The 23,345-nt window shown below is 62.9% G+C and carries 19 protein-coding genes; 15 read left to right on the top strand and 4 right to left on the bottom strand.

The window, feature by feature from the left end; all coding sequences use genetic code 11:
- Positions 1–220 precede the first annotated feature (220 nt).
- From LOY37_RS04770 to LOY37_RS04720, 11 genes are all read left to right on the top strand, one after another.
- Positions 221–1,546 carry an OprD family porin gene (locus LOY37_RS04770; RefSeq protein WP_093388136.1) on the top strand — a complete coding sequence of 442 codons (1,326 nt, stop codon included), beginning with the start codon at positions 221–223 and terminating at the stop codon, positions 1,544–1,546.
- 72 nt (positions 1,547–1,618) lie between these two features.
- Positions 1,619–3,214, top strand: coding sequence for an ABC transporter substrate-binding protein (locus LOY37_RS04765; protein ID WP_045196276.1), 1,596 nt, complete (start codon positions 1,619–1,621; stop codon positions 3,212–3,214).
- 74 nt (positions 3,215–3,288) lie between these two features.
- A complete protein-coding gene (locus LOY37_RS04760; RefSeq protein ID WP_036993941.1) occupies positions 3,289–4,299 on the top strand; it encodes an ABC transporter permease subunit in 1,011 nt (336 codons plus the stop codon).
- A gap of 10 nt (positions 4,300–4,309) precedes the next feature.
- Positions 4,310–5,239, top strand: a complete 930-nt coding sequence (locus tag LOY37_RS04755; RefSeq protein ID WP_045196274.1) for an ABC transporter permease subunit — start codon at positions 4,310–4,312, stop codon at positions 5,237–5,239.
- 10 nt (positions 5,240–5,249) lie between these two features.
- A complete protein-coding gene (locus LOY37_RS04750; protein ID WP_045196592.1) occupies positions 5,250–6,218 on the top strand; it encodes an ABC transporter ATP-binding protein in 969 nt (322 codons plus the stop codon).
- Positions 6,218–7,186, top strand: a complete 969-nt coding sequence (locus LOY37_RS04745) for a peptide ABC transporter ATP-binding protein (protein ID WP_045196272.1) — start codon at positions 6,218–6,220, stop codon at positions 7,184–7,186. The genes LOY37_RS04750 and LOY37_RS04745 overlap by 1 nt, the downstream gene beginning before the upstream one ends.
- Before the next feature lie 116 nt (positions 7,187–7,302).
- Positions 7,303–8,112 (top strand): nuclear transport factor 2 family protein, encoded by an 810-nt coding sequence (locus LOY37_RS04740; protein WP_093388127.1) that lies wholly within the window; start codon positions 7,303–7,305, stop codon positions 8,110–8,112.
- Positions 8,113–8,173: 61 nt separating this feature from the next.
- Entirely contained in the window at positions 8,174–9,580 is a 1,407-nt protein-coding gene (locus LOY37_RS04735) for an FAD-binding oxidoreductase (protein WP_258716386.1), read from the top strand.
- A gap of 32 nt (positions 9,581–9,612) precedes the next feature.
- Positions 9,613–9,954: a cupin domain-containing protein gene (locus tag LOY37_RS04730; protein ID WP_045196265.1), complete on the top strand. Its 342-nt coding sequence runs from the start codon at positions 9,613–9,615 to the stop codon at positions 9,952–9,954.
- Positions 9,955–10,009: 55 nt separating this feature from the next.
- Positions 10,010–11,089, top strand: a complete 1,080-nt coding sequence (locus LOY37_RS04725; protein WP_258716385.1) for a polyamine ABC transporter substrate-binding protein — start codon at positions 10,010–10,012, stop codon at positions 11,087–11,089.
- A 95-nt stretch (positions 11,090–11,184) separates the two neighbouring features.
- Positions 11,185–14,622 carry a M35 family metallopeptidase gene (locus LOY37_RS04720; RefSeq protein ID WP_258716384.1) on the top strand — a complete coding sequence of 1,146 codons (3,438 nt, stop codon included), beginning with the start codon at positions 11,185–11,187 and terminating at the stop codon, positions 14,620–14,622.
- Positions 14,623–14,664: 42 nt separating this feature from the next.
- On the opposite strand, the gene LOY37_RS04715 is transcribed toward LOY37_RS04720, so the two are convergent.
- The 3 genes from LOY37_RS04715 to LOY37_RS04705 all read right to left on the bottom strand — a co-directional run bounded on the left by LOY37_RS04715 (position 14,665) and on the right by LOY37_RS04705 (position 16,828).
- Positions 14,665–16,248, bottom strand: coding sequence for a peptide chain release factor 3 (locus tag LOY37_RS04715; protein ID WP_093388118.1), 1,584 nt, complete (start codon positions 16,246–16,248; stop codon positions 14,665–14,667).
- A gap of 105 nt (positions 16,249–16,353) precedes the next feature.
- Positions 16,354–16,683 (bottom strand): helix-turn-helix domain-containing protein, encoded by a 330-nt coding sequence (locus LOY37_RS04710; RefSeq protein WP_258716383.1) that lies wholly within the window; start codon positions 16,681–16,683, stop codon positions 16,354–16,356.
- The gene (locus LOY37_RS04705; RefSeq protein ID WP_258717173.1) at positions 16,676–16,828 is read right to left on the bottom strand and encodes a type II toxin-antitoxin system RelE/ParE family toxin; all 153 of its coding nucleotides are present in this window, start codon (positions 16,826–16,828) and stop codon (positions 16,676–16,678) included. The genes LOY37_RS04710 and LOY37_RS04705 overlap by 8 nt, the downstream gene beginning before the upstream one ends.
- 448 nt (positions 16,829–17,276) lie before the next feature.
- Between LOY37_RS04705 and LOY37_RS04700 the strand changes: the two genes are divergently transcribed.
- The 4 genes from LOY37_RS04700 to LOY37_RS04685 are packed head-to-tail and all read left to right on the top strand — an operon-like array spanning position 17,277 to position 20,713.
- Complete coding sequence (locus tag LOY37_RS04700) at positions 17,277–17,990, top strand: ABC transporter permease (RefSeq protein WP_045196256.1); 714 nt, start codon at positions 17,277–17,279, stop codon at positions 17,988–17,990.
- Positions 17,991–18,004: 14 nt separating this feature from the next.
- Positions 18,005–18,913, top strand: coding sequence for a glycine betaine ABC transporter substrate-binding protein (locus LOY37_RS04695; protein ID WP_258716382.1), 909 nt, complete (start codon positions 18,005–18,007; stop codon positions 18,911–18,913).
- Between the two features lies 1 nt (position 18,914).
- Entirely contained in the window at positions 18,915–19,562 is a 648-nt protein-coding gene (locus LOY37_RS04690) for an ABC transporter permease (protein WP_045196252.1), read from the top strand.
- Positions 19,559–20,713 carry a betaine/proline/choline family ABC transporter ATP-binding protein gene (locus LOY37_RS04685; protein ID WP_195885715.1) on the top strand — a complete coding sequence of 385 codons (1,155 nt, stop codon included), beginning with the start codon at positions 19,559–19,561 and terminating at the stop codon, positions 20,711–20,713. The genes LOY37_RS04690 and LOY37_RS04685 overlap by 4 nt, the downstream gene beginning before the upstream one ends.
- A gap of 97 nt (positions 20,714–20,810) precedes the next feature.
- Here LOY37_RS04685 and LOY37_RS04680 read toward each other — a convergent pair whose 3' ends face one another.
- Entirely contained in the window at positions 20,811–23,249 is a 2,439-nt protein-coding gene (locus LOY37_RS04680; protein WP_045196248.1) for a TonB-dependent receptor, read from the bottom strand.
- Positions 23,250–23,345: the final 96 nt, after the last annotated feature.

The following is a 23,345-nucleotide window of genomic DNA, read 5'->3' as shown; positions in this document are numbered from 1 at the left end:
CGCTTTCTCCCTCGGGGGCGCGCAGCGCCTTCGCGGGCGAACTCAGCCTGAATATGCCCGATTGCCTTGCAGCAAACGATTGCAAACCCTTGTTCCAACCGGCAAGACGCCCAGCCCACAAGGCCAGGCGGTAACTAAAAAGAAGAAAAGAAAAGGGAGCTTTACCTTGAGACGAACCCAAACCGCAGTACTGGCACTGTCCCTCAGTGGTCTGTCAGCCATGGCCCAGGCCGAACCCGCCAGCCAGGACTATGTTCCGGTCAGCGTCAAAGCCACCAGCGCCCAGAGTGAAGCCAAGGGCTTCATCGAAGGCCAGAGCCTGTCCGGCTCGACCCGCAACTGGTATGGCCGCGAACGCGCCACCCGCGCACCGCTGTTCAAGTACTACAAGAGCGACGGCAGCCAGCACGACACCCACAGCCGTGACAACTGGGTGCAGGGCACCATCCTCAACTACACCTCGGGCTTTACCGAAGGTACCTTCGGCTTCAGCACCGAGGTCGCCGTCTACAACGCCATCGCCCTGGAGCGTGGCCGCGCGGCGGTGGCCGGGCCGAACAACCGCACCCTGACCCACAGCGACGGCGATGTCATCGGCCAGTGGAGCAAGATGGGCCTGGCCAACGTCAAGGCGCGGGTGTCCAACACCACCCTGACCGCCGGCCGCCAATCGATGGACACCCCGGTACTGGCCTACATCGGCAACCGCGCCTTGCCGTCGAGCTTCGAAGGTGTGAGCCTGCACAGCGAAGAATTCGACAACCTGTCGTTTGATGTCGGCACCTTCGACCGGCTCTCGAACCGGACCGAACAGGGCACCAGCAAATTCGTTGCCGAGTACGGTGATCGCGCCTTTTCAGCCGATCACGTCAACATTGCCGGTGTGAACTACCAGCCGCTGAAAAGCCTGAAAACCAGCTTCTACGTGTCCAACGTCGAAGACCTGTGGAACCAGTACTACTTCGGCGCCAGCCATGAGCTGGGCGACAGCGCGGTGCTAAGCCTGACCACCGGCCTGAACTACTACAAGACCAAGGATGAAGGCCAAAGCAAGCTTGGCAATATCGACAACGACACCTACAGCCTGTCGTTCGGCCTGACCCACCAGGCCCACAACCTGACCTTCTCCTACCAGCAGGTCAACGGTAACGAGTACTTCGACTACCTGCACGACACCAACGCGATCTTCCTGGCCAACTCCCTGCTTTCGGACTTCAACGGCCCGAACGAAAAGTCGATGCAGATCGCCTACGTGCTGAACATGGCCCAGTACGGCGTGCCGGGCCTCAAGTTCAACCTCTATAACGCGCGCGGCTGGGGCATCGACGGCACCCACTACACCGGCAGCGGCTACGACGTGCGTGGCCTGGACGGCGAGAACCACTACGAGTGGGGCATCGGCACCACCTATGCGGTGCAGAGCGGCTCGCTCAAGGACACCACCATTCGTGCCACCTACACCGCGCACCGGGCCAGCAAGGCCCAGATCGACGGTAGCCTGGACGAGCTGCGGATTGTCACCACCATTCCCTTCAACTTCCTCTAGAACGCGGTTTCCCGGCCGGTTCGCCGAATCGGCCGGGACGGCTACTCTGGTTAATCGATTGCAGGAGGTTTCATGAAACTGCTACCGCTACAGGCTGCCCTGGCAGCCGTCCTGTTGAGTACTGCGGCGGGCCTCTCAGCCAAGCCGCTGGTGGTGTGTACCGAGGCCAGCCCGGAAGGCTTCGATATCGTCCAGTACACCACCGCCGTAACCGCCGACGCCTCGGCCGAGGCCATCTTCAACCGCCTGGTCGACTTCCGCCCGGGCACCACCGATATCCAGCCGGCCCTGGCCGAGCGCTGGGACATCAGCGATGACGGCCTGACCTACACCTTCCACTTGCGCGAAGGGGTCAAGTTCCACACCACCGACTACTTCACCCCTACCCGCGAGATGAATGCCGACGACGTGCTGTGGAGTTTCCGACGACAGCTGGACCCTAATCACCCGTGGCACAACAAGACCAGCATCGGTTTCCCCTACTTCGAGAGCATGGGTTTCAAGGACCTGCTCAAAAGCGTCGAGAAGACCGACGAGCACACTGTGGTCTTCACCCTGACCCGGCCCGAAGCGCCTTTTTTGCGTGACCTGGCCATGGCCTTCACCTCGATCTACTCTGCCGAATACGGCGACCAGTTGCTCAAGGCCAACAAGACCGGCGACCTCAACAACAAGCCGATCGGCACCGGCCCGTTCATCTTCCAGCGCTACAACAAGGACGCCCAGGTGCGCTACAAGGCCAACCCGGACTACTTCCGTGGCAAGCCTCCGGCCGATGCGCTGATCTTCGCCATCGCCAACGACAACAACGTGCGCCTGCAAAAGCTCAAGGCCAACGAGTGCCAGGTGGCGCTGTACCCCAAGCCCGATGACATTCCCAGTATCAAGGCCGACCCCAAATTGAAAGTGGCCGAGATGGAAGCGCTGACCACCGGCTACATCTCGCTCAACACCGAACACAAGTACCTGAGCGATGTGCGCGTGCGCAAAGCCATCAACATTGCCTTCGACCGCCAGACCCACGTCGACCAGCTGTTCGGCAAGGGCAACGCACTGGTCGCGGTCAACCCTTACCCGCCGAGCATGATCGGCTACAACACCGACAACCAGAACCCGCCCCGTGACCTCGACAAGGCCCGCGCCCTGCTCAAGGAAGCCGGCGTGCCCGAAGGCACGGTGCTGACCCTGTTCACCCGCAACGGCGGCGGCCCGACCAACCCCAACCCGCGCCTGAGCGCTGAAATGCTTCAGGCGGACCTGGCCAGGATCGGCCTGACCGTCGATATCCGCGTGATGGAATGGGCCGAGATGCTGCGCCGGGCCAAGAAGGGCGAAGCCGACATGGTCTCGACCGGCTGGGCCAGCGACAACGGCGACCCGGACAACTTCCTTAGCCCGCTGCTTAGTTGCGACGCGGTGAAAAGCGGCGAGAACTATGCGCGCTGGTGCAATCAAACCTTCCAGCAGTTGATCACCAAGGCCCGCGAGGTTACCGACAACAATGAGCGTGCAGCGCTCTATGTAAAGGCCCTGGCGGTGTACGATGAAGATCAACCGTGGATCAGCATGGCCCATCCGCAAATGTTTACCGCCATGCGCAACAACGTTGAGGGGTACCACATCAACCCCCTCACCAATAACAACTTCGCCACTACCCAGGTGAAGTAGAACAAGAACGACCGCCGGCGCCCCACCCGGGTGCCGGCGGGCATGCCTGACCGGCTGATGAGGTACTCCAGAAGATGTTTAGTTTTATTGCCCGGCGACTGGGATTGCTGATCCCGACCTTCTTCGGCATCACCTTGCTGACGTTTGCGCTCATACGGCTGATACCCGGCGATCCGGTTGAAGTCATGATGGGCGAACGGCGGGTCGACCCGGAAATGCACGCCCAGGCCATGGAGCGACTGGGCCTGAACAAACCGCTGCCTGAACAGTACCTGGACTACGTCAGCAAGCTCGCCCAGGGTGACCTCGGCGAATCGCTGCGCACCCGCGAAAGCGTCTGGACCGAGTTCCTCGCACTGTTCCCGGCAACCCTGGAACTGGCCATGGCGGCGCTGTTTTTTGCCGGGGTGATCGGCCTGCTGGCCGGGGTCATCGCCGCGCTCAAGCGTGGCTCATTGTTCGATCATGGGGTCATGGGAATCTCCCTTGCCGGCTACTCGATGCCGATCTTCTGGTGGGGCCTGATCCTGATCATGTTCTTCTCCGTGAGCCTGGGCTGGACCCCGGTGTCCGGGCGCATCGACCTGCTCTACGACATCGAGCCGAAAACCGGCTTCATGCTCATCGACACCCTGCTCAGCGACGAAGAAGGCGCCTTCAAGGATGCACTGATGCACCTGATCCTGCCGGCCATTGTCCTGGGCACGATTCCGCTGGCGGTGATCGCGCGCATGACCCGCTCCTCGATGCTCGAAGTGCTGCGCGAAGACTACATCCGCACCGCCCGCGCCAAGGGCCTGTCGCCGGCCCGGGTGGTGTTCGTGCACGGCCTGCGCAACGCGCTGATCCCGGTACTGACGGTGTTCGGCCTGCAGGTCGGCACCCTGCTCGCCGGTGCGGTACTGACCGAAACCATTTTTTCCTGGCCGGGCATCGGCAAGTGGCTGATCGAAGCCATCGGCGCCCGTGATTACCCCGTGGTACAGAACGGCATCCTGTTGATTGCCTGCCTGGTGATCCTGGTCAACTTCGTCGTGGACATCCTCTACGGCCTGGCCAACCCACGCATCCGTCATCAGCGCTGAGGGCCTCGTCATGACTACCCCACTTGCAAAATCTGTCACCACCCCGGCCACCGCTGTCGACCAGAGCCTGCTTTACCCCTCGCCGTACAAGGAGTTCTGGCAGGCCTTTTCACGCAACAAGGGCGCGGTCGCCGGGCTGATGTTCATGAGCCTGATCGTGTTCTGCGCACTGTTCGCCCCCTGGGTGGCGCCGCACAGCCCCAGCGAGCAGTACCGTGATTTTCTGCTGACCCCGCCGGTGTGGCTGGAAGGCGGCAACTGGCAGTTCATCCTCGGCACCGACGAGCTCGGCCGCGACCTGCTTTCGCGGCTGATCCAGGGCTCGCGGCTGTCGCTGCTGATCGGCCTGTCATCGGTGGTGATCTCGCTGATTCCGGGGATTTTCCTCGGCCTGTTGGCCGGGTTCTTTCCGCGCATCCTCGGCCCGTCGATCATGCGCCTGATGGACGTGATGCTGGCCCTGCCTTCGCTGCTGCTGGCGGTGGCGATTGTCGCCATCCTCGGCCCTGGCCTGATCAACACCGTGATCGCCATCGCCATCGTCTCGCTGCCGTCCTATGTGCGCCTGACCCGCGCTGCGGTGATGGGCGAACTGAACCGCGACTACGTCACCGCCGCGCGCCTGGCCGGTGCCAGCCTGCCCCGGCTGATGTTCGTCACCGTGCTGCCCAACTGCATGGCGCCGCTGATCGTGCAGGCCACCCTGAGCTTCTCCTCGGCGATCCTCGACGCCGCCGCCCTGGGCTTCCTCGGCCTCGGCGTACAGCCGCCAACCCCCGAGTGGGGCACCATGCTGGCCTCGGCCCGCGACTACATCGAACGCGCCTGGTGGGTGGTGAGCCTGCCTGGCCTGACCATTTTGCTCAGCGTGCTGGCAATCAACCTGATGGGTGACGGACTGCGCGATGCGCTGGACCCGAAACTCAAGAATGCCGCCTGAGGAGATCGCCATGTCACTTCTGCAAATCAACAATCTGAACGTGCGCTTTGGCGACGCCAATGCGGTACCGGTGGTCGATGGACTGGACCTGACGGTCGATGAAGGTGAGGTCCTGGCCATCGTCGGTGAGTCGGGCTCGGGCAAATCGGTGACCATGATGGCGCTGATGGGCCTGATCGACGCCCCCGGGCGCATCACCGCCGATGCCCTGACCTTCGATGGCACCAACATGCTCAAGCTCAGCGGCCGGCAACGGCGCAAGGTGGTCGGCAAGGATATGGCCATGGTCTTCCAGGACCCGATGACCGCCCTCAACCCCAGCTACACCGTAGGCTTCCAGATCGAGGAAGTGCTGCGCCAGCACCTTGGCCTGCGCGGCAAGGCGGCCCGCCAGCGTGCCCTGGAACTGCTCAAGAAGGTTGAAATCCCTGGCGCCGAAAGCCGCCTGGACGCCTACCCGCACCAGCTTTCCGGTGGCATGAGCCAACGGGTGGCGATCGCCATGGCGATTGCCGGCGAACCCAAGCTGCTGATCGCCGACGAGCCGACCACCGCCCTCGACGTGACCATCCAGGCGCAGATCATGGAGCTGCTGCTGAACCTGCAAAAAGAGCAGAACATGGCGCTGATCCTGATCACCCACGACCTCGCCGTGGTCGCCGAAACCGCCAAGCGGGTGTGCGTGATGTACGCCGGCCAAGCGGTGGAAGTCGGCCAGGTGCCGGAACTGTTCGATGTCCCCGCCCACCCCTACAGCGAAGCACTGCTGGCGGCGATTCCCGAGCACAGCGAAGGCGCCGAGCGCCTGGCGACCCTGCCGGGCATCGTCCCCGGCCGCTATGACCGTCCTCAAGGTTGCCTGCTGTCGCCGCGCTGCCCTTACGTGCAGGAAAACTGCCGCCGGCAACGACCGACCCTCGATCCCCAGGCCCATAGCCAGGTGCGTTGTTTCTACCCGCTGAACCAGGAGGTGGCGTAATGACCGTCGTCCTTACCGCCCGTGAACTGACCCGTCACTATGAAGTTTCCCGCGGCCTGTTCAAGGGCCATGCCCTGGTGCGCGCACTCAACGGCGTGTCGTTCGAACTGGAAGCCGGCAAGACCCTGGCCGTGGTCGGCGAGTCCGGCTGTGGCAAGTCGACCCTGGCCCGGGCCCTGACCCTGATCGAAGAGCCCTCGTCCGGCTCGCTGAAGATCGCCGGCCAGGAAGTCGCCGGGGCCAACAAGGCCGAGCGCAAGCAACTGCGCAAGGACGTGCAGATGGTCTTCCAGAGCCCGTACGCCTCGCTCAACCCGCGACAGAAGATCGGCGACCAGCTGGGTGAGCCGCTGCTGATCAACACCAACCTGACCCGCGCCGAGCGGCGCGAGAAGGTCCAGGCGATGATGCAACAGGTCGGCCTGCGCCCCGAGCATTACCAGCGCTACCCGCACATGTTTTCCGGTGGCCAGCGCCAGCGCATCGCCCTGGCCCGGGCGATGATGCTGCAACCGAAAGTACTGGTGGCCGATGAGCCGACGTCGGCCCTCGACGTATCGATCCAGGCCCAGGTGCTGAACCTGTTCATGGACCTGCAGAAGGAGTTCAACACCGCCTACGTGTTCATCTCCCACAACCTCGCGGTAGTGCGCCACGTGGCAGACCAGGTGCTGGTGATGTACCTGGGCCGGCCGGCGGAAATGGGCCCCAAGGAGGACATCTACAGCAAGCCGCTGCACCCTTACACCCAGGCCTTGCTGTCGGCCACGCCGACCATTCATCCGGACCCGCTCAAGCCGAAGATCAAGATTTCCGGCGAGCTGCCCAACCCGCTGAACCCGCCGCCTGGCTGTGCTTTCCACAAACGCTGCCCGTATGCCACCGAGCGCTGTGCTGCCGAGGAACCGGCGTTCAGGCAGGTGGGGACGCGGCAGGTGGCGTGCCATTACGCCGAGCAGTTCCTGTAACCGTATCGCGGGTCAAGTCGAGGCGTCGCACCGCCGCTCCCACAGTGCACTGTGTGGGAGCGGCGGTGCGACGCCTCGACTTGACCCGCGCTTGGCCCCTCAATCACTATCCAGCAATGACCCCAGACCCTATCCCCGACGGCCCGGAGCAAACCCCGGAAACCGCCGCCACCGTCCTGCGCTACCACCTGTGCTGGAAGCATCGCGACCTCGACGGGGTCATGGCCTTGTATCACCCCGATATCCAGTACAACGACTATTTCCAGAACCGCGTCCTGCACCTCGATGAGCTGCGCGAATACGTGCGTGTGAGCATGCCCCGCGAAGCCGGTGAAGACATCGTCCACAGCGACCGCATCCGCGTCGATGGCTGCACCGCCTTCATCCAGTACCAGGTCACCCTGCGCGGTGGCGAAGGCCTGGTGGCGTTCCAGGCCAGCGAAGCGATCACCGTGCGCGACGGCCTGATCTGGCGGGTCAACGAGTACGCCTCGCTGGTCCGCGCGCCCAGCCAGGACACTGGCCACAATGACCTGCGCCCGGCCGCCAGCCGCCTGGGCCTGTCACCACGCCAGCTGAGCTTCATGGCCCAGGACCTGGAGCAGTACTTCCAGCGCCAGCAGCCCTACCTCGACCCGGAGCTGGACCTGCAACGGGTGGCCCGCGAAAGCGGCTACAGCCGCAACCAGATCTCCTACCTGCTCAACCAGGTGCTCGGCCAGAGCTTCTACCGCTACGTCAACCAGGCACGCCTGCAGCACCTGCTCACCAGCCTCGGCGCCACCGCCACGGTTGCACGCATCGACGAGCTGGCCTTTGCTGCCGGTTTCAATTCGCTGTCGGCGTTCTACAAAAGTTTCCGCCAGCACACCGGCCTGTCGCCCAAGGCCTACGTGAAGCAGAATTCTCTGCGTGCACGCACGTAAGACACAGCGCCCCGCAAGCTTCTAGGATCGCCACAGACCGTTACCGATGTGGAGCCGAACAATGCTGGCATTGCGCAGTATCAGCCTGTGGATGGACCAACTCGATGAGCCGTTGAGCGCACGCCCGGCGCTGCAACAGGACCTGGACGTCGACGTCTGCATCATCGGCGCCGGCTACACCGGGCTGTGGACCGCCTACTACCTCAAGCGCCTGGCACCACAGCTGAACATCGCCATCGTCGAAGCGCAGATTGCAGGCTTCGGCGCCTCCGGACGCAATGGCGGCTGGCTGATGGGCAACCTGCTCGGTGAGGACCGCCTGCTCGCCGGCAGCACGCCCGAGCAGCGGCGCGCCGCCTATGACCTGTTGCACGGCATTCCTGATGAAGTGGCCCAGGTGCTCGAACGCGAAGGCATCGACTGCGACTACCGCAAGGGCGGCGTGCTGTACTGCGCCGCGCGCTACCCCGAGCAGGAAACCAGCCTGCGCGCGTATCTGAACAAGCTCTACAAGCAGGGCCTGAACGAAGCTGACTACCGCTGGCTAAGCCCCGATGAGCTGGCATCGCAGCTGCGTATCAGCCGCCCCTATGGCGCGATCTTCAACCCCAATGTCGCCACAATCCAGCCGGCCAAACTGGTGCGCGGCCTGGCCCGCACGGTAGAGGCCATGGGCGTGAAGCTCTATGAGAACAGCCCCGTAACCCAGTGGCGTTCCGGTGAAGCACGCACCTTGCAGGCACGAATCAAATGCCAGTGGCTGGTGCCAGCAGTCGAAGGCTACTCGGTCAACCTGCCGCCGCTGGGGCGCTACCAGATGCCGGTGCAAAGCCTGCTGGTGGCCACCGAGCCACTGCCCGAACAGGTCTGGGAGCAGATCGGCCTCAACCATGGCCAGGCCTTCAGCGAGAACAGCCGCCAGGTCACCTATGGCCAGCGCAGCCTGGACAACCGCCTGGTGTTCGGCGCCCGCGGCGGCTATCGCTTTGCCGGCCGCCTGCGTGACAACTTCGACCTCACCGACAGCGAAATCGAACTGCGCCGCTACCTGTTCGGCGAGCTGTTCCCACAGTTGCAGAAGGTCAGGATCACCCACGCCTGGGGCGGCAACCTGGGCATGGCCCGGCGCTTCCAGCCGCACATGTTCTGTGACCGCAAACAGGGCATCGCCCTGGCCGGTGGCTATGGCGGCGAAGGCGTTGGCGCCAGCAACCTCGGCGGGCGGACCCTGGCCGAGCTGATCCTCGAGCGGCGCAGCCCGCTCACCGAGCAGCCCTGGGCCAGCCACGACCGCGCCCTGCACAGCCTGCCCGGCTGGGAGCCGGAACCCTGCCGCTGGCTGGGCTACAACGCGATCATCAAGAGTTTCGTCCATGAAGACCAGACCCTCGCCAACCCGGCCAGCGCCCCCTGGCGCCGACGCCTGGCCAGCGGCGTGGCGGACTTCATGGAAGGTTTCATGCGCTGACTTTTTGAACCCCCTGCACAGGATCCACCGCTATGAGCATTACCCAGTTCAAGAACACCGACAGTGTCACCCTGGCCGAATCCAACCCGGTGGCGGTGCCACTCGGCGAGCCGGTCTCGATCGCCTCGGTCACCAGCGTCGAGCGCAGCGACGGCGTCGAAACCGGCATCTGGGAATGCACCCCGGGTCGCTGGCGCCGGCAGATCGTCCAGCAGGAGTTCTGCCACTTCATCAAGGGCCGCTGCACCTTCACCCCGGATGGCGGCGAGCCGCTGACTATCGAAGCCGGCGACGCGATCATGCTGCCGGCCAACAGCACCGGCACCTGGGACATCCAGGAGACCGTGCGCAAAACCTATGTGCTGATTTTCTGATCATTTGATCGCCTGCCTCCTTCGATAAAAAACAGACCAAGCAAGGAATCCAGACATGCGCCCATTGCTCTTCGCACCTGTGTTGCTGGCCGCCTCCGTCGCCCAGGCGGCCGACTCGGTAAAGATCTACAACTGGTCCAGCTACATCGCCCCCGACACCCTGAAGAACTTCCAGCAGGCCAGCGGCATCGTGCCGACCTACGACGTGTTCGACAGCAACGAAACCCTCGACGGCAAGCTGATGACCGGCAACTCCGGGTACGACGTGGTGTTCCCCTCCAACCACTTCATGGCCCGGCAGATCCAGGGCAAGGCGCTCAAGCAACTGGACAAGACCCAGCTGCCCAACTGGAAGAACCTCAACCCGGTGCTGCTCAAGGCCCTGGAGGTCAACGACCCGGGCAACCAGTACGGCTTCCCTTACCTGTGGGGCAGCACCGGGATCGGCTACAACATCGACAAGGTCAAGGCGGTGCTCGGCGACAATGCCCCGCTGGACTCCTGGGACCTGATCTTCAAGCCCGAGTACATCAGCAAGCTGAAAAGCTGCGGCGTGGCGGTGCTCGACAACGGCCCGGAGCTGTTGCCGATCGCCCTCAACTACCTGGGCCTGCCACACCACAGCCAGAAGCCCGAGGATTACGACAAGGCCAAGCAACTGCTGATGAAGGTGCGCCCGTACATCAGCTACTTCCACTCCTCCAAGTACACCGGCGACCTGGCCAATGGCGATATCTGCGTGGTGGTGGGCTTCTCCGGCGACGTGCTGCAAGCCAGGAACCGCGCCGAAGAAGCCAACAACGGCGTGAAGGTCGGCTACTCGATTCCCAAGGAAGGCGCACCGATGTGGTTCGACATGGTCGCCATGCCGGCTGATGCCCCGAACGAAAAAGCCGGTTACGCCTACATGAACTACCTGTTGCAGCCCGAGGTGATGGCCAGCATCAGCAACCATGTGCAGTACGCCAACGGCAACCTCAAGGCCGATACCCTGGTCGACCCGGCGCTCAAGGCCAATACCATGATTTACCCGAGCGACGAGATGCTCGGCAAGCTCTACGCACTGGAGGCGATGCCTGCGAAAATCGACCGTATCCGCACGCGGATCTGGACCAGCATCAAGGCCGGCAATTGATATAAGTAACGCCCCGGCCCTGCTTACCCCCGGCAATCTCCAGTGATTGCCGCGGGGATCGGCCCCCGGCTGCCTTGTACCGCCGGGACACTTTCATGCCGTTGGCCAACCTGCCCTACTTTCATCCTGATGCCCTGCGCGCAGGTTTTTTACGTCACATCGAGCACCTCGACGCCAGGCAACCGCTGAGCGCCGCGCAACGACAATCCCTGCAACGACTGGGCGACGACCCGGCGCTGCGCGTCGACCGCCTGGATGCGGTCACTGGCGATGGCCAGGCCATAGCCCTGGACACCACCTTTCTGCTGAGCCGCGCCGACTGGCCCGAAGTGTTCATCTACAACCCCGACATCGGCCTGCAACGCTTTGCCGATCGGCGCCAGGCCAAGCAGACGCTGCTGGGCCTGCAGGATCATTCTGCGCTGATGGCTACAGTGCTGCGTTACGCACCACCGGCGCAACAGCAGTTACTGCAGCGCCAACCTGCTGTGGATTTTCAGGTCAATCTGCTGGCTGCGCCGCTGTTCGACAGCCTGATGTTGACGATCAATGATCGCCTTGCCGACCAGGCCGCCCCCCTGCACACCCAGCAAGCAGCGCCCTCGACCGCCACATTGCAGCAACTTGCCCGCACCCTCGGCAACGCCAGCCTGGCTGCGCAATCGATGCAAACCCAGATCGGACAATTGGCCCAGGAGTACCAGGCCATGCTCGCCCAGCGCCCGAGCCTCAGTTCAGTCACCCGGGCACTGCTCAAGCACGAACTGTCCAGCTTTCTGCACAAAGCCCCTCCCCTGCACGCCATCAGCGTGCAGCCGGAAGGCCGCAGTACCCCGGTCCTGTCGCTGCTCGAACTGATCTGGCACCCCGCCGATAACAGCCAATGGCGTGCCAGCGCCACCACCGCGGCTGAACTGCCGACCCCCTTGCCGTTGCTCCCGCCGGCCTTGCTCGACCATAGCGCCAGACGCTTGCGCCAGCACCTTCGCGGGCAACTGCAAGCAGTATTGAAGCGCGACGGGCAACTGAGCCAAGACTACCAGGAGCAACTGCTGGCCCTGCTCAGCACGCTGGCCGAACGCCTGGGCGTTGCCTTTGCGCCTGCTGCGCTGCCCTCTCGGCGGTCGCGGATTCTGGCCCTGTACGACCGGGCCATCGCTGCGCGCCTGCCGGGCAACGTGGTCAAGGCCTTCAACCGCTATATCAGCGAAACCGATGCCATTGGCGCAGCCCTGCGCGACCTGCAGGATCGCGCCAGGGCAGAGGCTGTTGCAGCCCATGCACCCGAGTGGCTGCGCCAGGCCTCGGTAGAAGATCAACATGCCTACTTGCGCGTGTTGGCCAGCAACCTGCTGGGCGCAAACGATGATTACCTGTTCGATATCCCCGAAATCGACACCTATGCCCGCGAACAACTGCAGCAGCGCCTGGACCAGGATTTCGGCCCCGGCCACTACCGGCCTGAAGATATCCAGGTCACCACCAACCGCTGGATCACTGCGCCGCCACTGCCCGGGGAAATCCCCTTGTCACTGCCGGCCAGCTACGTGCGCCATCGCCAGTCCCTGGTTGACTATGCGCTCGATCATTACCGCGACTGGGACAACGCAATCACCCTGGTGACCGACCAGAAGGGTGAGCTGCTGCCACCCACCTTGCGCAGCCAGTACGTTCGCAAGGTGGCCAAGGCGCTGGATATTGGCGGCCACTACCAGCGCCTGCTACAGCAGAAATTCGCCGAACACGACCCCGACTATGCCCGGCGCCTGGCTACCTTCTGCCGGCAACTGCCCGGGCAAATGCTCGAAGCGGCCTGGCGTGCCCGCCTCAAGGGCGAGCTCGATGGCGCAGCGCTACAGATGGTTACCCAGGTACTGGAACTGCCAGAAGACCGCACACAGCACATGACACCACTGCTGTTGGTGGCCGATAGCGGGCTTGAACCGGACCCGGTGCCTGGCCTGTACCTGATCGGCAATCAGCAGGCGGGCCCGCTGGTGCTGTACAGCCCTTACGACAGCCGCCAGGCCTATCGGCAATTTGCCGATAGCCGTGACCTGCTGAAAAAGATCAGGACCACGCCAGCGTTGCAGGCCTTGCTGCTCGGGCGTATGCCAGCGCAGATGCGCAAACGCTATGGGCGCGGCGGCTTTGAAGAGCCACACCTGCCATTTAGTGTGGAATCGGATTTCGACCTGCCGTTTTCCCGCCCCGGCCCCATCACCCTGGCCTGGCGTCCGATCGCGGGCAACCTGTTCAAGCAACTGTTCGTGGATAACGCCCAGATGCTCCAGGACATGGCCCACGCCCAGCTGGTGACCCTCGAAGAGGCGCGCTGGCAAACCTTGAAGAACCTGCTCGGCCAGCTGTGGTTGCAAGCCAGCCTGTTTCTGCCGGGCAGGCTGGGCACGCTGCTGGGTATTTTCCAGACCGAAACCAGTGTGCTGCAAACCCTGGAAAAAGCCGACCGCAGCAACTGGAGCCAGTCACTGGCCGAACTCTGCGCGGCGCTGGTGCAGGGCCTGCTGGTCGGCAAAAGCGCCGTCGGGGTCGAATCGCTGGAGAAGTTCTGGAAAAATCAGGAGAGCAGCCCGGCCCCCGAACGCCCGCAACCGGTCGAAGCCGGCGGTGTGCTGAGCGACCTCAGCGGCCGCCATACCCGTCGGGTCGTCTCCCGGGAACAGATCGCGATACTCGCAGTTGGCATGCCACAGATCCAGCGCGTAAACCCTTATCGCGGCAACCTGATCCGCGAAGCGCACGATACTGCAGTAACCTACCTGGTGAACTGCCACTTCAACATCAGCCGCACCACAGCCCGCCAGCTACCCCTGCAAACGGCCAGGGTCCTCAGGGACTTCTTCAACGTCGCGGATGTATCCGACACACTTCTGCTGCAAGTCAGCAGGCCGATAGAAAAACTGCTGACGCTGCTGTTGTCGCGTAATTACTCACCCGCCCATTCGACTCGCTATGTCATGGGCAGCAGAGTCGGTGCGCCTATCGATGCCAGCGCCTTCGTCAACCCGGCCGACCGCAGCCGGCAGATCTTTCTGCTCGACGCCTTCTTCGACAACCCGACCATCAACCAGTTGCCGCTACAAGGCCGATACGCCCAACCGGCAGCCGCCAACCTCACCCGCGCCTTTACCTTGCTGCATGAACTGTCTCACCTGGCCTGCCAGACCCGCGACATCACCTACACCCTGGGTGTTGCCCCGTACGCCGACTGGCTGATCCCAGGCCCCGAGCGCGACTGGCTGGAACGCGCCCACGAAAGCGGCTTCAGCGCCATGACGCCGATGAACAAGTTGTTCAAATTGTACGATGAAGACACTGGCAGGCTGCGCGACTTGCGTCGCAGCGATCGCAAAGGCAAGAAACTGATCCTGAAGATCACTGGCGCGCCGGATCTGCAGCAAGCTCGTCAGGTGTTCCTGAGTCACAGCGAAAAACGCGCGCAGATCATGCTGTTCAATGCCGACAGCCTGGCATTGCTGATCTACCGGTTGGGCGCAGAAATGCACCCTTGAAAGGAGGCGACCCCGCCACCCAGAAGCGGCGGGGTCGGGCAATCAATGATGCTCGCGGGTTGCGCGGAACTTCACATCCGGCCAGCGCTCTTCCATCAGCGCCAGGTTGACCCGGGTCGGGGCCAGGTAGGTCAGGTGACCACCGCCGTCGATGGCCAGGTTCTCCACGGCCTTGTTCTTGAATTCCTCAAGCTTCTTCTTGTCCTCGCAGCTGATCCAGCGCGCCGACCAGACGGTGATCGGCTCGTAGGCACACTCGACCTTGTACTCTTCCTTCAGGCGGCTGGCGACCACATCGAACTGCAGCACACCGACGGCGCCGAGGATGATGTCGTTGCTGCGCTCGGGGAAGAACACCTGGGTCGCGCCTTCTTCGGCCAGCTGCTGCAGGCCCTGGCGCAGTTGCTTGGACTTGAGCGGGTCTTTCAGGCGCACGCGGCGGAACAGCTCCGGGGCGAAGTGCGGAATACCGGTGAAGCCCAGGGCCTCGCCTTCGGTGAAGGTGTCACCGATCTGGATCGTGCCGTGGTTGTGCAAGCCAATGATGTCGCCGGCCCAGGCCTCTTCCAGTTGCTCACGCTCGGAGGAGAAGAAGGTCAGCGCATCGCCGATACGCAGGTCCTTGCCGGTGCGCACATGGCGCATCTTCATGCCTTTTTCGTAACGGCCGGAGCAGATACGCATGAAGGCGATACGGTCGCGGTGCTTGGGGTCCATGTTCGCCTGGATCTTGAACACGAAACCGCTGAACTTCTCTTCGGTCGGCTCGACAGCGCGCTCGTTGGCCTCGCGCGGCAGCGGGCGTGGCGCCCAGTCGACGACGGCATCGAGCACATGGTCGACACCGAAGTTGCCCAGCGCGGTACCGAAGAACACCGGGGTCAGCTCGCCGCGCATGAACTCGTCCTGGTCGAATTCGTGGCAGGCGCCCTGTACCAGCTCCAGCTGCTCGAGGAAGCGCTCGTATTCGTCGCCCAGGTGGGTACGGGCTTCATCGGAGTCGAGCTTCTCGATGATCTTCACCTCGGTGCGCTCGTGGCCATGGCCCGGGGTGTAGACAATGATGTAGTCGCCGGCCAGGTGATACACGCCCTTGAAGTCGCGGTAGCAACCGATCGGCCAGGTGATCGGCGCTGCCTTGATCTTCAATACCGCTTCGATTTCGTCGAGCAGTTCGATCGGGTCGCGGATGTCACGGTCGAGTTTGTTGATGAAGCTGACGATCGGCGTGTCGCGCAGCCGGCAGACGTCCATCAGGGCGATGGTCCGCGGCTCGACGCCCTTACCGCCGTCGAGCACCATCAGCGCCGAGTCGACGGCGGTCAGGGTGCGGTAGGTATCTTCCGAGAAGTCTTCGTGGCCCGGGGTGTCGAGCAGGTTGATCATGTGCTCGCGATAGGGGAACTGCATCACCGAGGTGGTGATGGAGATACCACGCTGCTTCTCCATTTCCATCCAGTCGGAGGTGGCATGGCGGTCGGACTTTCGCGATTTCACCGTACCGGCAACGGCAATCGCCTTGCCCATCAGCAACAGCTTCTCGGTGATGGTGGTCTTACCCGCATCGGGGTGGGAAATAATGGCGAAGGTGCGGCGTTTCGCGACTTCGGCGGCCTGGTTGGTCATGGGAAATCGCCTGGCAGGTGATTCAAAAAGGGCCAGTATCATACCCGAAGTCGAACGGGGACCAAAGCCTGAGGCCTCCGCCTGTCGCGCGAAACGACGAGTACGCTATTTATGTCCAGCCATACTGTCAGTGAAGCCTTCAAGGGTCACAGGCCCGCGATCAGGCATGTGCGCTACCAGTTCGAGTGTTCCGCCCATTGCCTCGACATAGTTGCGCAGGGTCGAAATCAGCATATCGCTGCGCTTTTCAATCTTGGAAACATTCGCCTGACGAATCTCCAGACGCCCGGCCATGCCTTCCTGGGTCAACTCCAGCTGTTTTCGCAACGCCTGCAGGGTCATTTCCTCGCGAATCAACTCACGTCCACGTTGTTCGACGCGCGCCCTTCGTTCGAGGGAAAGACTGTTGATGACTTCATCAAGTGTTCTAGACATGTTCTTCACCTCCTGACAGATACCTGTCGAAGCGCTCATCGGCGCGCCGAATCAAATTTCGATAAAACCGTTGCTGGCTGACTCCGGCCTTGTCACCCGCAACCAGGATAACGGCGCGACGCTTGGGATCGAAAGCAAAAGCCACCCGCCGAAACTCGGCACAAAAGCTGATTGACCATGACAACAAAATACCTCCAGGGGAATATTCCCTCAAGCGACTATCATGAATTTTCTGCTGCAATGCTGAGCTTTATGACGGACGGCCGGATAGCAGGGGTTTCAATAACACCAGGAAGGAAATGCCCGGTTTTTTCGTGCGAAGCGCCTCGCGTCTCAGGGATTAACGCTGGCCAAATGCCGCTTCAGATGGGAACCTTTACGGCTGTGGAGGCGTCCACTGCCCTGATACGCAATCGGTCATGACCGTTCGTCAGGGTTGGTTTCACCGGCACTACGAGCCTGACGAGGCTTCGCTTATGGCGTGTTCCGCTCCGTTTCCGGACAACGCGCTGCTTATCGCGATCACACTGCCTGCCGCCTGGAATGGTGGCCGCCACGGGAGTGTGTTCGCCGACAACAAAAGGAGTCCGCCTGTGGCTAAAAGCTATGGCAAGGGGCTGATGGGATGTGCCTTCGTGCTCGTCATCCTGGCCCTGCTGATCCACTGGATCGGCATCGATACGATCGCGCACTACCGCGCCGATCTGTGGTTCTACCTGCAAGCGCACCTGATGCTGGTGTTGCTGTCGATGGTGGCGGCGTTAGCCGTGGGCATACCCGCCGGGATTGCCTTGAGTCGACCGCACCGGGTCGACCGCGCCGAACGCTTCATGCAGTTTTTCAACATTGGCAACACCATCCCCCCTCTGGCCGTTCTGGCCATTGCCCTGAGTTTCCTGGGCATTGGCGCCGGTCCCGCGATCTTCGCGCTGTTCCTCGCTTCCCTCCTGCCAATCGTGCGCAACACTTACGAAGGCCTGAAAAACGTACCCGCCTCGCTCAAGGAAGCCGCCACCGGCATCGGCATGACCCCGGGCCAGACCCTCTGGCGTGTCGAGTTGCCCAACGCCGTGCCGATCATCGTCGGCGGTGTGCGGGTGGCCCTGGCGATCAACGTCGGTACCGCACCGCTGTCGTTCCTGATCGGCGCCAACAGCCTGGGCAGCCTGATTTTTCCCGGCATTGCCCTGAACAATCAGCCGCAACTGCTGCTTGGCGCTGCCTGCACCGCCCTGCTCGCCCTGCTGCTCGACGCCCTGGTGGCGCAGTCCAGCCGCCGTTGGCTTGAACGCGGCCTGGCCCACTAAGCGAAGGAACTGTCATGAAAAGAATCGCCTTGTTGTTGGGCGCGGCCCTGCTGTTCGCAGGATTTGCCCAGGCCGCGAACAAACCTGTGATCCGCCTCGGTGCGCGGGTCTTCACCGAGCAAACGGTACTGGCTGAAATCACCGCCCAGTACCTCAACCAGCATGGTTTTGACGTGCGCATCACCGGCGGCCTGGGCAGTAACTTGGCCCGCAGCGCCCACGAAACCGGGCAACTGGACATGGTCTGGGAATACACCGGTGTCTCGCTGGTGTCCTACAACCATATCGAAGAACGCATGCCCAGCGCAGCGGCCACCTACGCCAGGGTCAAGGAACTGGATGCACAAAAAGACCTGATCTGGCTGACGCCGTCGAAGTTCAGCAACACCTACGCCCTGGCGCTGCCGCGCAAGGTTGCCGACCAGTACCCGCAGGTCAACAGCATCAGTGAGCTGAACCAGGTGCTGCGCGACGAGAAGGACCGCACCCACGTGGTGGCCCTGGACACCGAGTTTGCCAACCGTCCCGACGGCCTGGTGGGCCTGACCGAAACCTACGACCTGCAACTGACCCGCCGCGACATCCGCCAGATGGACGCCGGCCTGGTCTACACCGCGCTGCGCAACGGCCAGGTGTTCAGTGGCCTGGTGTACACCACCGACGGGCGCCTGAGCGCCTTCGACCTCAAGCTGCTGGAAGACGACAAGCACTACTTCCCCGACTACACCGCAGCCCCGGTAGTGCGCAAGGCCGTGCTCGACGCCAACCCGCAACTGGCCAGCCTGCTCAAACCGCTGGCCGAGCAGCTCGACGACGAGACCATGCGCCAGCTCAACGCCAAGGTCGATGTCGAACACCAGAGCCCGGGCAAAGTCGCCGCCGAGTACCTGCGCCAGCATCCACCTGCACAGGAGCAGCCATAACATGCTCGATACCTTTACCCACCTCGACTGGGCCCAGGTACTGCACCTGACCTGGCAGCACATCACCCTGGTCGGCATCGCCGTCAGCCTGGCGATTGTCTTCGGCGTACCGCTGGGCATCCTCATGACCCGCTTCCCGGCCCTCGCCGGCCCTTTGCAGGCCAGCGCCACGGTGCTGCTGACCATCCCCTCGATCGCCCTGTTCGGCCTGTTGCTGCCGTTCTATTCCAAGTTCGGCCAGGGCCTGGGGCCGCTGCCGGCAATCACTGCGGTGTTCCTCTATTCGCTGTTGCCGATCCTGCGCAACACCTACCTGGCCCTGACCAATGTCGAACCGGGTATTCGTGAAGCCGCCCGCGGCATCGGCATGACCTTCGGCCAGCGCCTGCGCATGGTCGAGCTGCCCATCGCCGTACCGGTAATCCTTGCCGGCGTGCGCACCGCCGTGGTCATGAACATCGGCGTCATGACCATCGCCGCGACCATCGGCGCCGGCGGCCTGGGCGTGCTCATCCTCACCTCCATCAGCCGCAGCGACATGTCGATGCTGCTGGTCGGCGCCGTGCTGGTGAGCCTCCTGGCCATCTTCGCCGACCTGCTGCTGCAAGCCCTGCAACGCTCCCTGACTCCAAAAGGACTGCGCCCATGATCGAACTTCAGAACCTCAGCAAGACCTTCCACGCCAACGGCAAAGACGTCAAAGCCGTCGACTCGGTCAGCCTGACCGTCAACGAAGGCGAGATCTGCGTGTTCCTCGGCCCCTCCGGTTGCGGCAAGAGCACCACGCTGAAAATGATCAACCGCTTGATTGCGCCGACCTCGGGCAAGGTGCTGATCAACGGCGAAGACACCACCGGCCTTGATGAAGTGACCCTGCGCCGGCGCATCGGCTACGTGATCCAGCAGATCGGTCTGTTCCCCAACATGACCATCGAGGAGAACATCACCGTGGTCCCGCGCCTGCTCGGCTGGGACAAGCAAAAATGCCACGAGCGCGCCCGCGAGTTGATGAGCATGATCAAGCTCGAGCCCAAGCAATACCTGCAACGCTACCCGCGTGAGTTGTCCGGCGGCCAGCAACAGCGTATCGGCGTGATCCGCGCCCTGGCCGCCGAAGCGCCCTTGCTGCTGATGGACGAGCCGTTCGGTGCGGTCGACCCGATCAACCGCGAGATGATCCAGAACGAGTTCTTCGAGATGCAGCGGGCGCTGAACAAGACCGTGATCATGGTCAGCCACGATATCGACGAGGCGATCAAACTGGGTGACAAAATTGCGATTTTCCGTGCCGGCAAGCTGATCCAGATCGACCACCCGGACACCCTGCTGGCGCACCCTGCCGACGACTTCGTCAGCAACTTCGTTGGCCAGGACAGCACCCTCAAGCGCCTGTTGCTGGTGCGTGCCGAAGACGCCGCCGACAACGCGCCGTCGGTCAGCCCGGAAACGCCAGTGGCCGACGCCCTGGAGCTGATGGACGAACATGATCGCCGCTACGTGGTGGTCACCGATGGGCAGAACAAGGCCATGGGTTACGTGCGTCGTCGCGACCTGCATCGCCAGCAAGGCAGCTGCGTTGATTTTCTGCGCACCTTCAACGCCACCGCCTCGCACGATGAGCACCTGCGCATCCTGCTGTCGCGGATGTACGAGTTCAATCGCTCATGGTTGCCGGTGCTGGACGCCGAGCAGGTGTTCCTCGGCGAAGTGACCCAGGAATCGATCGCCGCTTACCTGAGCTCGGGGCGGTCGCGGGGGGGCAAGACCAGCATTGTGTCGCCGGCCGAAGCGGTCGCGTAACGCTGAAAAGCATCGCGGGGCAAGTCGGGTCGCCGCACCGCCGCTCCTACATGTGGGAGCGGCGGTGCGGCGACCCGACTTGCCCCGCGATCAGGCCTCAGAAACCTACACTGGCCTGCACATAGAAGGTGCGCGGCTCACCCAGGTAGATCCCCGAGTTGTTGTCGCTGGAGCGGGTGTAGTACTGCTTGTCGAAGATGTTCTTCACCCCGGCCGCGAGCTTGAGGTTCGACAGCTCCTTGCCGAAATCATAACCACCGCGCGCCGCCCAGGTCACGTAACCAGGAATGTCGCCGTACTGGCCATCGGCACTCGGTTCGGTGATGTAGTTGCCGTTGAAGCTGCCGTCGGCATTCATGCCGGTGCCCGGTGCGCGTTGTTTCGATTGAGCGTAGGCATCGAGGTTCCAGGTCCAGCGATTGATCTCATAGCGCAGCCCGGCATTGACGATTTGTCGCGAATAAAACGGCAAGTCACGGCCCTTGAAGCCGGGGATCTCGCCTTCATAGGTGGCCCGGGTGTAGGTGAACCCGGCATTGGCACTCAGGCCCTGCAGACGCGGGTCGAGCCCCGACAGGTCGTAGTGCATGGAGGCTTCGATACCCTGGTGCTTGGTGGCGCCAAGGTTGGTCCAGCCGATGTCGTTGCTGATGTACTGCAACTCGTCATCGAAGTCGATGTAGAACGCGGTCAGCTCACCACCCCAGGTACCGTTGTTGTAGCGGGTGCCGACTTCATAGGTCTTGGCTTTCTCGGCCTGCAGGCCGTTGGCGGTCTGGTCGCCACTGCCACCCTGGCCGAGCTGGAAGTACTGCAGGCTGCCGAACGAGGTCTCGTAGTTGGCGAACAGCTTCCATTCATCCGACAGGTGATACATCACGCTCAGCGCCGGTAGCGGCTCGTTGCTGGTCACGCTGCGGTTCTTTTCCTGCACCGGCACGCCGTTGGTACCACGCACCGGGCGCTCATGCCAGTCGGTGTTGATGTGCTCGAAACGGATCCCCGGGGTGATGGTCCAGTTGCCGACATCGATCTTGTCATCGATGTAGTAGGCGCTGGCTTCAGTGCCACCGGTGCGGTCCTGGAAGACATGGCCGTCGGAGCCCGGGGTCACGGTCGGGACATTGTTGATCAGCGCCAGGCGGGTCGACTGTTCGTGCATCGCTTCTTTCAGGTAGCGGTAACCAACGCTGACTTCCTGAGTGGTCGGGCCTGCGAAGAAGATCCGCGACAGCCGCGGCTCGATGGCGAAGGTGTGGTAGCTGCGCGGGTACGACGACAGGGTCTTCTGGTCACGGGCAGCGATGCTGCTGCCGCGGAAGCTGTCGGTGTAGTAGGTCTGCACTTCGAACTGGGTGACGTCGTCGATCTGGCGCAGGTACTTGAACGACACGTCCTTGCGCCGGCCGCTGAAGGTGTCGTAGTCGCGGTCGGACTGGTACGGATCATCGTCGAACTGGGCCTGGGTCAGGCCACCGGGCATGTCGGCCTTGGCGTCGTAGTAATGAAAGTTGAGCCAGAATTCGTCACTGTCGGTCACCGCCCAATGGGTCTTGAGCAACACGTCATCGATATCGTTGTCGTTGTTGCTGCTGCGATAACCGTTGCCGTTGACCCCGGAGTACAGCAGCGCCGCCCCCAGGCCATTGTCGGCAGTGCCGCCGAGGAAGGCCGATTCGATGTGCTTCCAGCCGCCATGGCGGGAGGTTTCCATCGTCGTCGACAGCTCGCCGGTGGCTTTCTCGGGAATGGCCCGGGTGACGAAGTTGATCACCCCGCCGACGTTCTGCGGGCCGTAGCGCACGGACCCAGCACCGCGCACCACGTCGATGCTGTCGAGGTTGCCGGACGAGATCGGCGCCATCGACAGTTGTGGCTGGCCGTAAGGCGCAAAGGCTGCCGGGATGCCATCGATCAATACCGTGGAGCGTGGCGACAGCCGTGAGGTCAGGCCGCGTACACCAACGTTCAGGGCGATGTCGCTGCCGCCGGTACCGTTGGAGTCCTGCACCTGCACACCCGGCACGCCGCGCAGCACATCGCGTACGTTCAAGGCGCCCTGCTCGATCATCGCCTCGCGGCGCACCACGGTACGCGCACCGGGATGGTTGTGGACCACAGTTTCTTCGGCGCTGCCCAGCCAGTCACCGACGACTTTGACGTCGGTGGGTGCCAGCTCGAGGCTGCCGGTGGTCAGGGTGCCGGCGCTTTGCGCCGGGTGCAGGACCACGGTGCCCTGGGAAATTTCATAAGTCAGGCCGCTGCCCTCAAGCAACGCCCGCAGCGCCTCTTCCGGTTGCAGGTTGCCGGAGACCGCTGGTGCCTGCTTGCCGGCCACCAGCTCGGGGCTGAAGAACAGTTGCAGCGACGTCTGCTGGCCCAGTTGGCTCAAAGCCGAAGCCAGCGGTTGGGCCTGGATCTGGATGCTGGCTGGTGCCGGGGCGGCATAAGTGCTGGCGATACCGCCACTGACAGCCAGTGCCAGGGCCAGGGGCAACCAGCGGGAAGAACGCGGGGAAACGTTGTTGTTGTTCACGTCGTCGAGAGGTCCTGAGGGTCCATATAAATGTCAATGCCATGCAAATGGAAATGCTTGGCAGTTGCAGTTGGCCAGGAAGACGAACAACTGGAA

The sequence above is a fragment of the Pseudomonas sp. B21-012 genome, from assembly GCF_024749305.1.
Taxonomy (GTDB): domain Bacteria; phylum Pseudomonadota; class Gammaproteobacteria; order Pseudomonadales; family Pseudomonadaceae; genus Aquipseudomonas.
The sequence above is the reverse complement of the archived record's forward strand: the minus strand, read 5'-3'. Positions and strand labels throughout refer to the sequence as shown.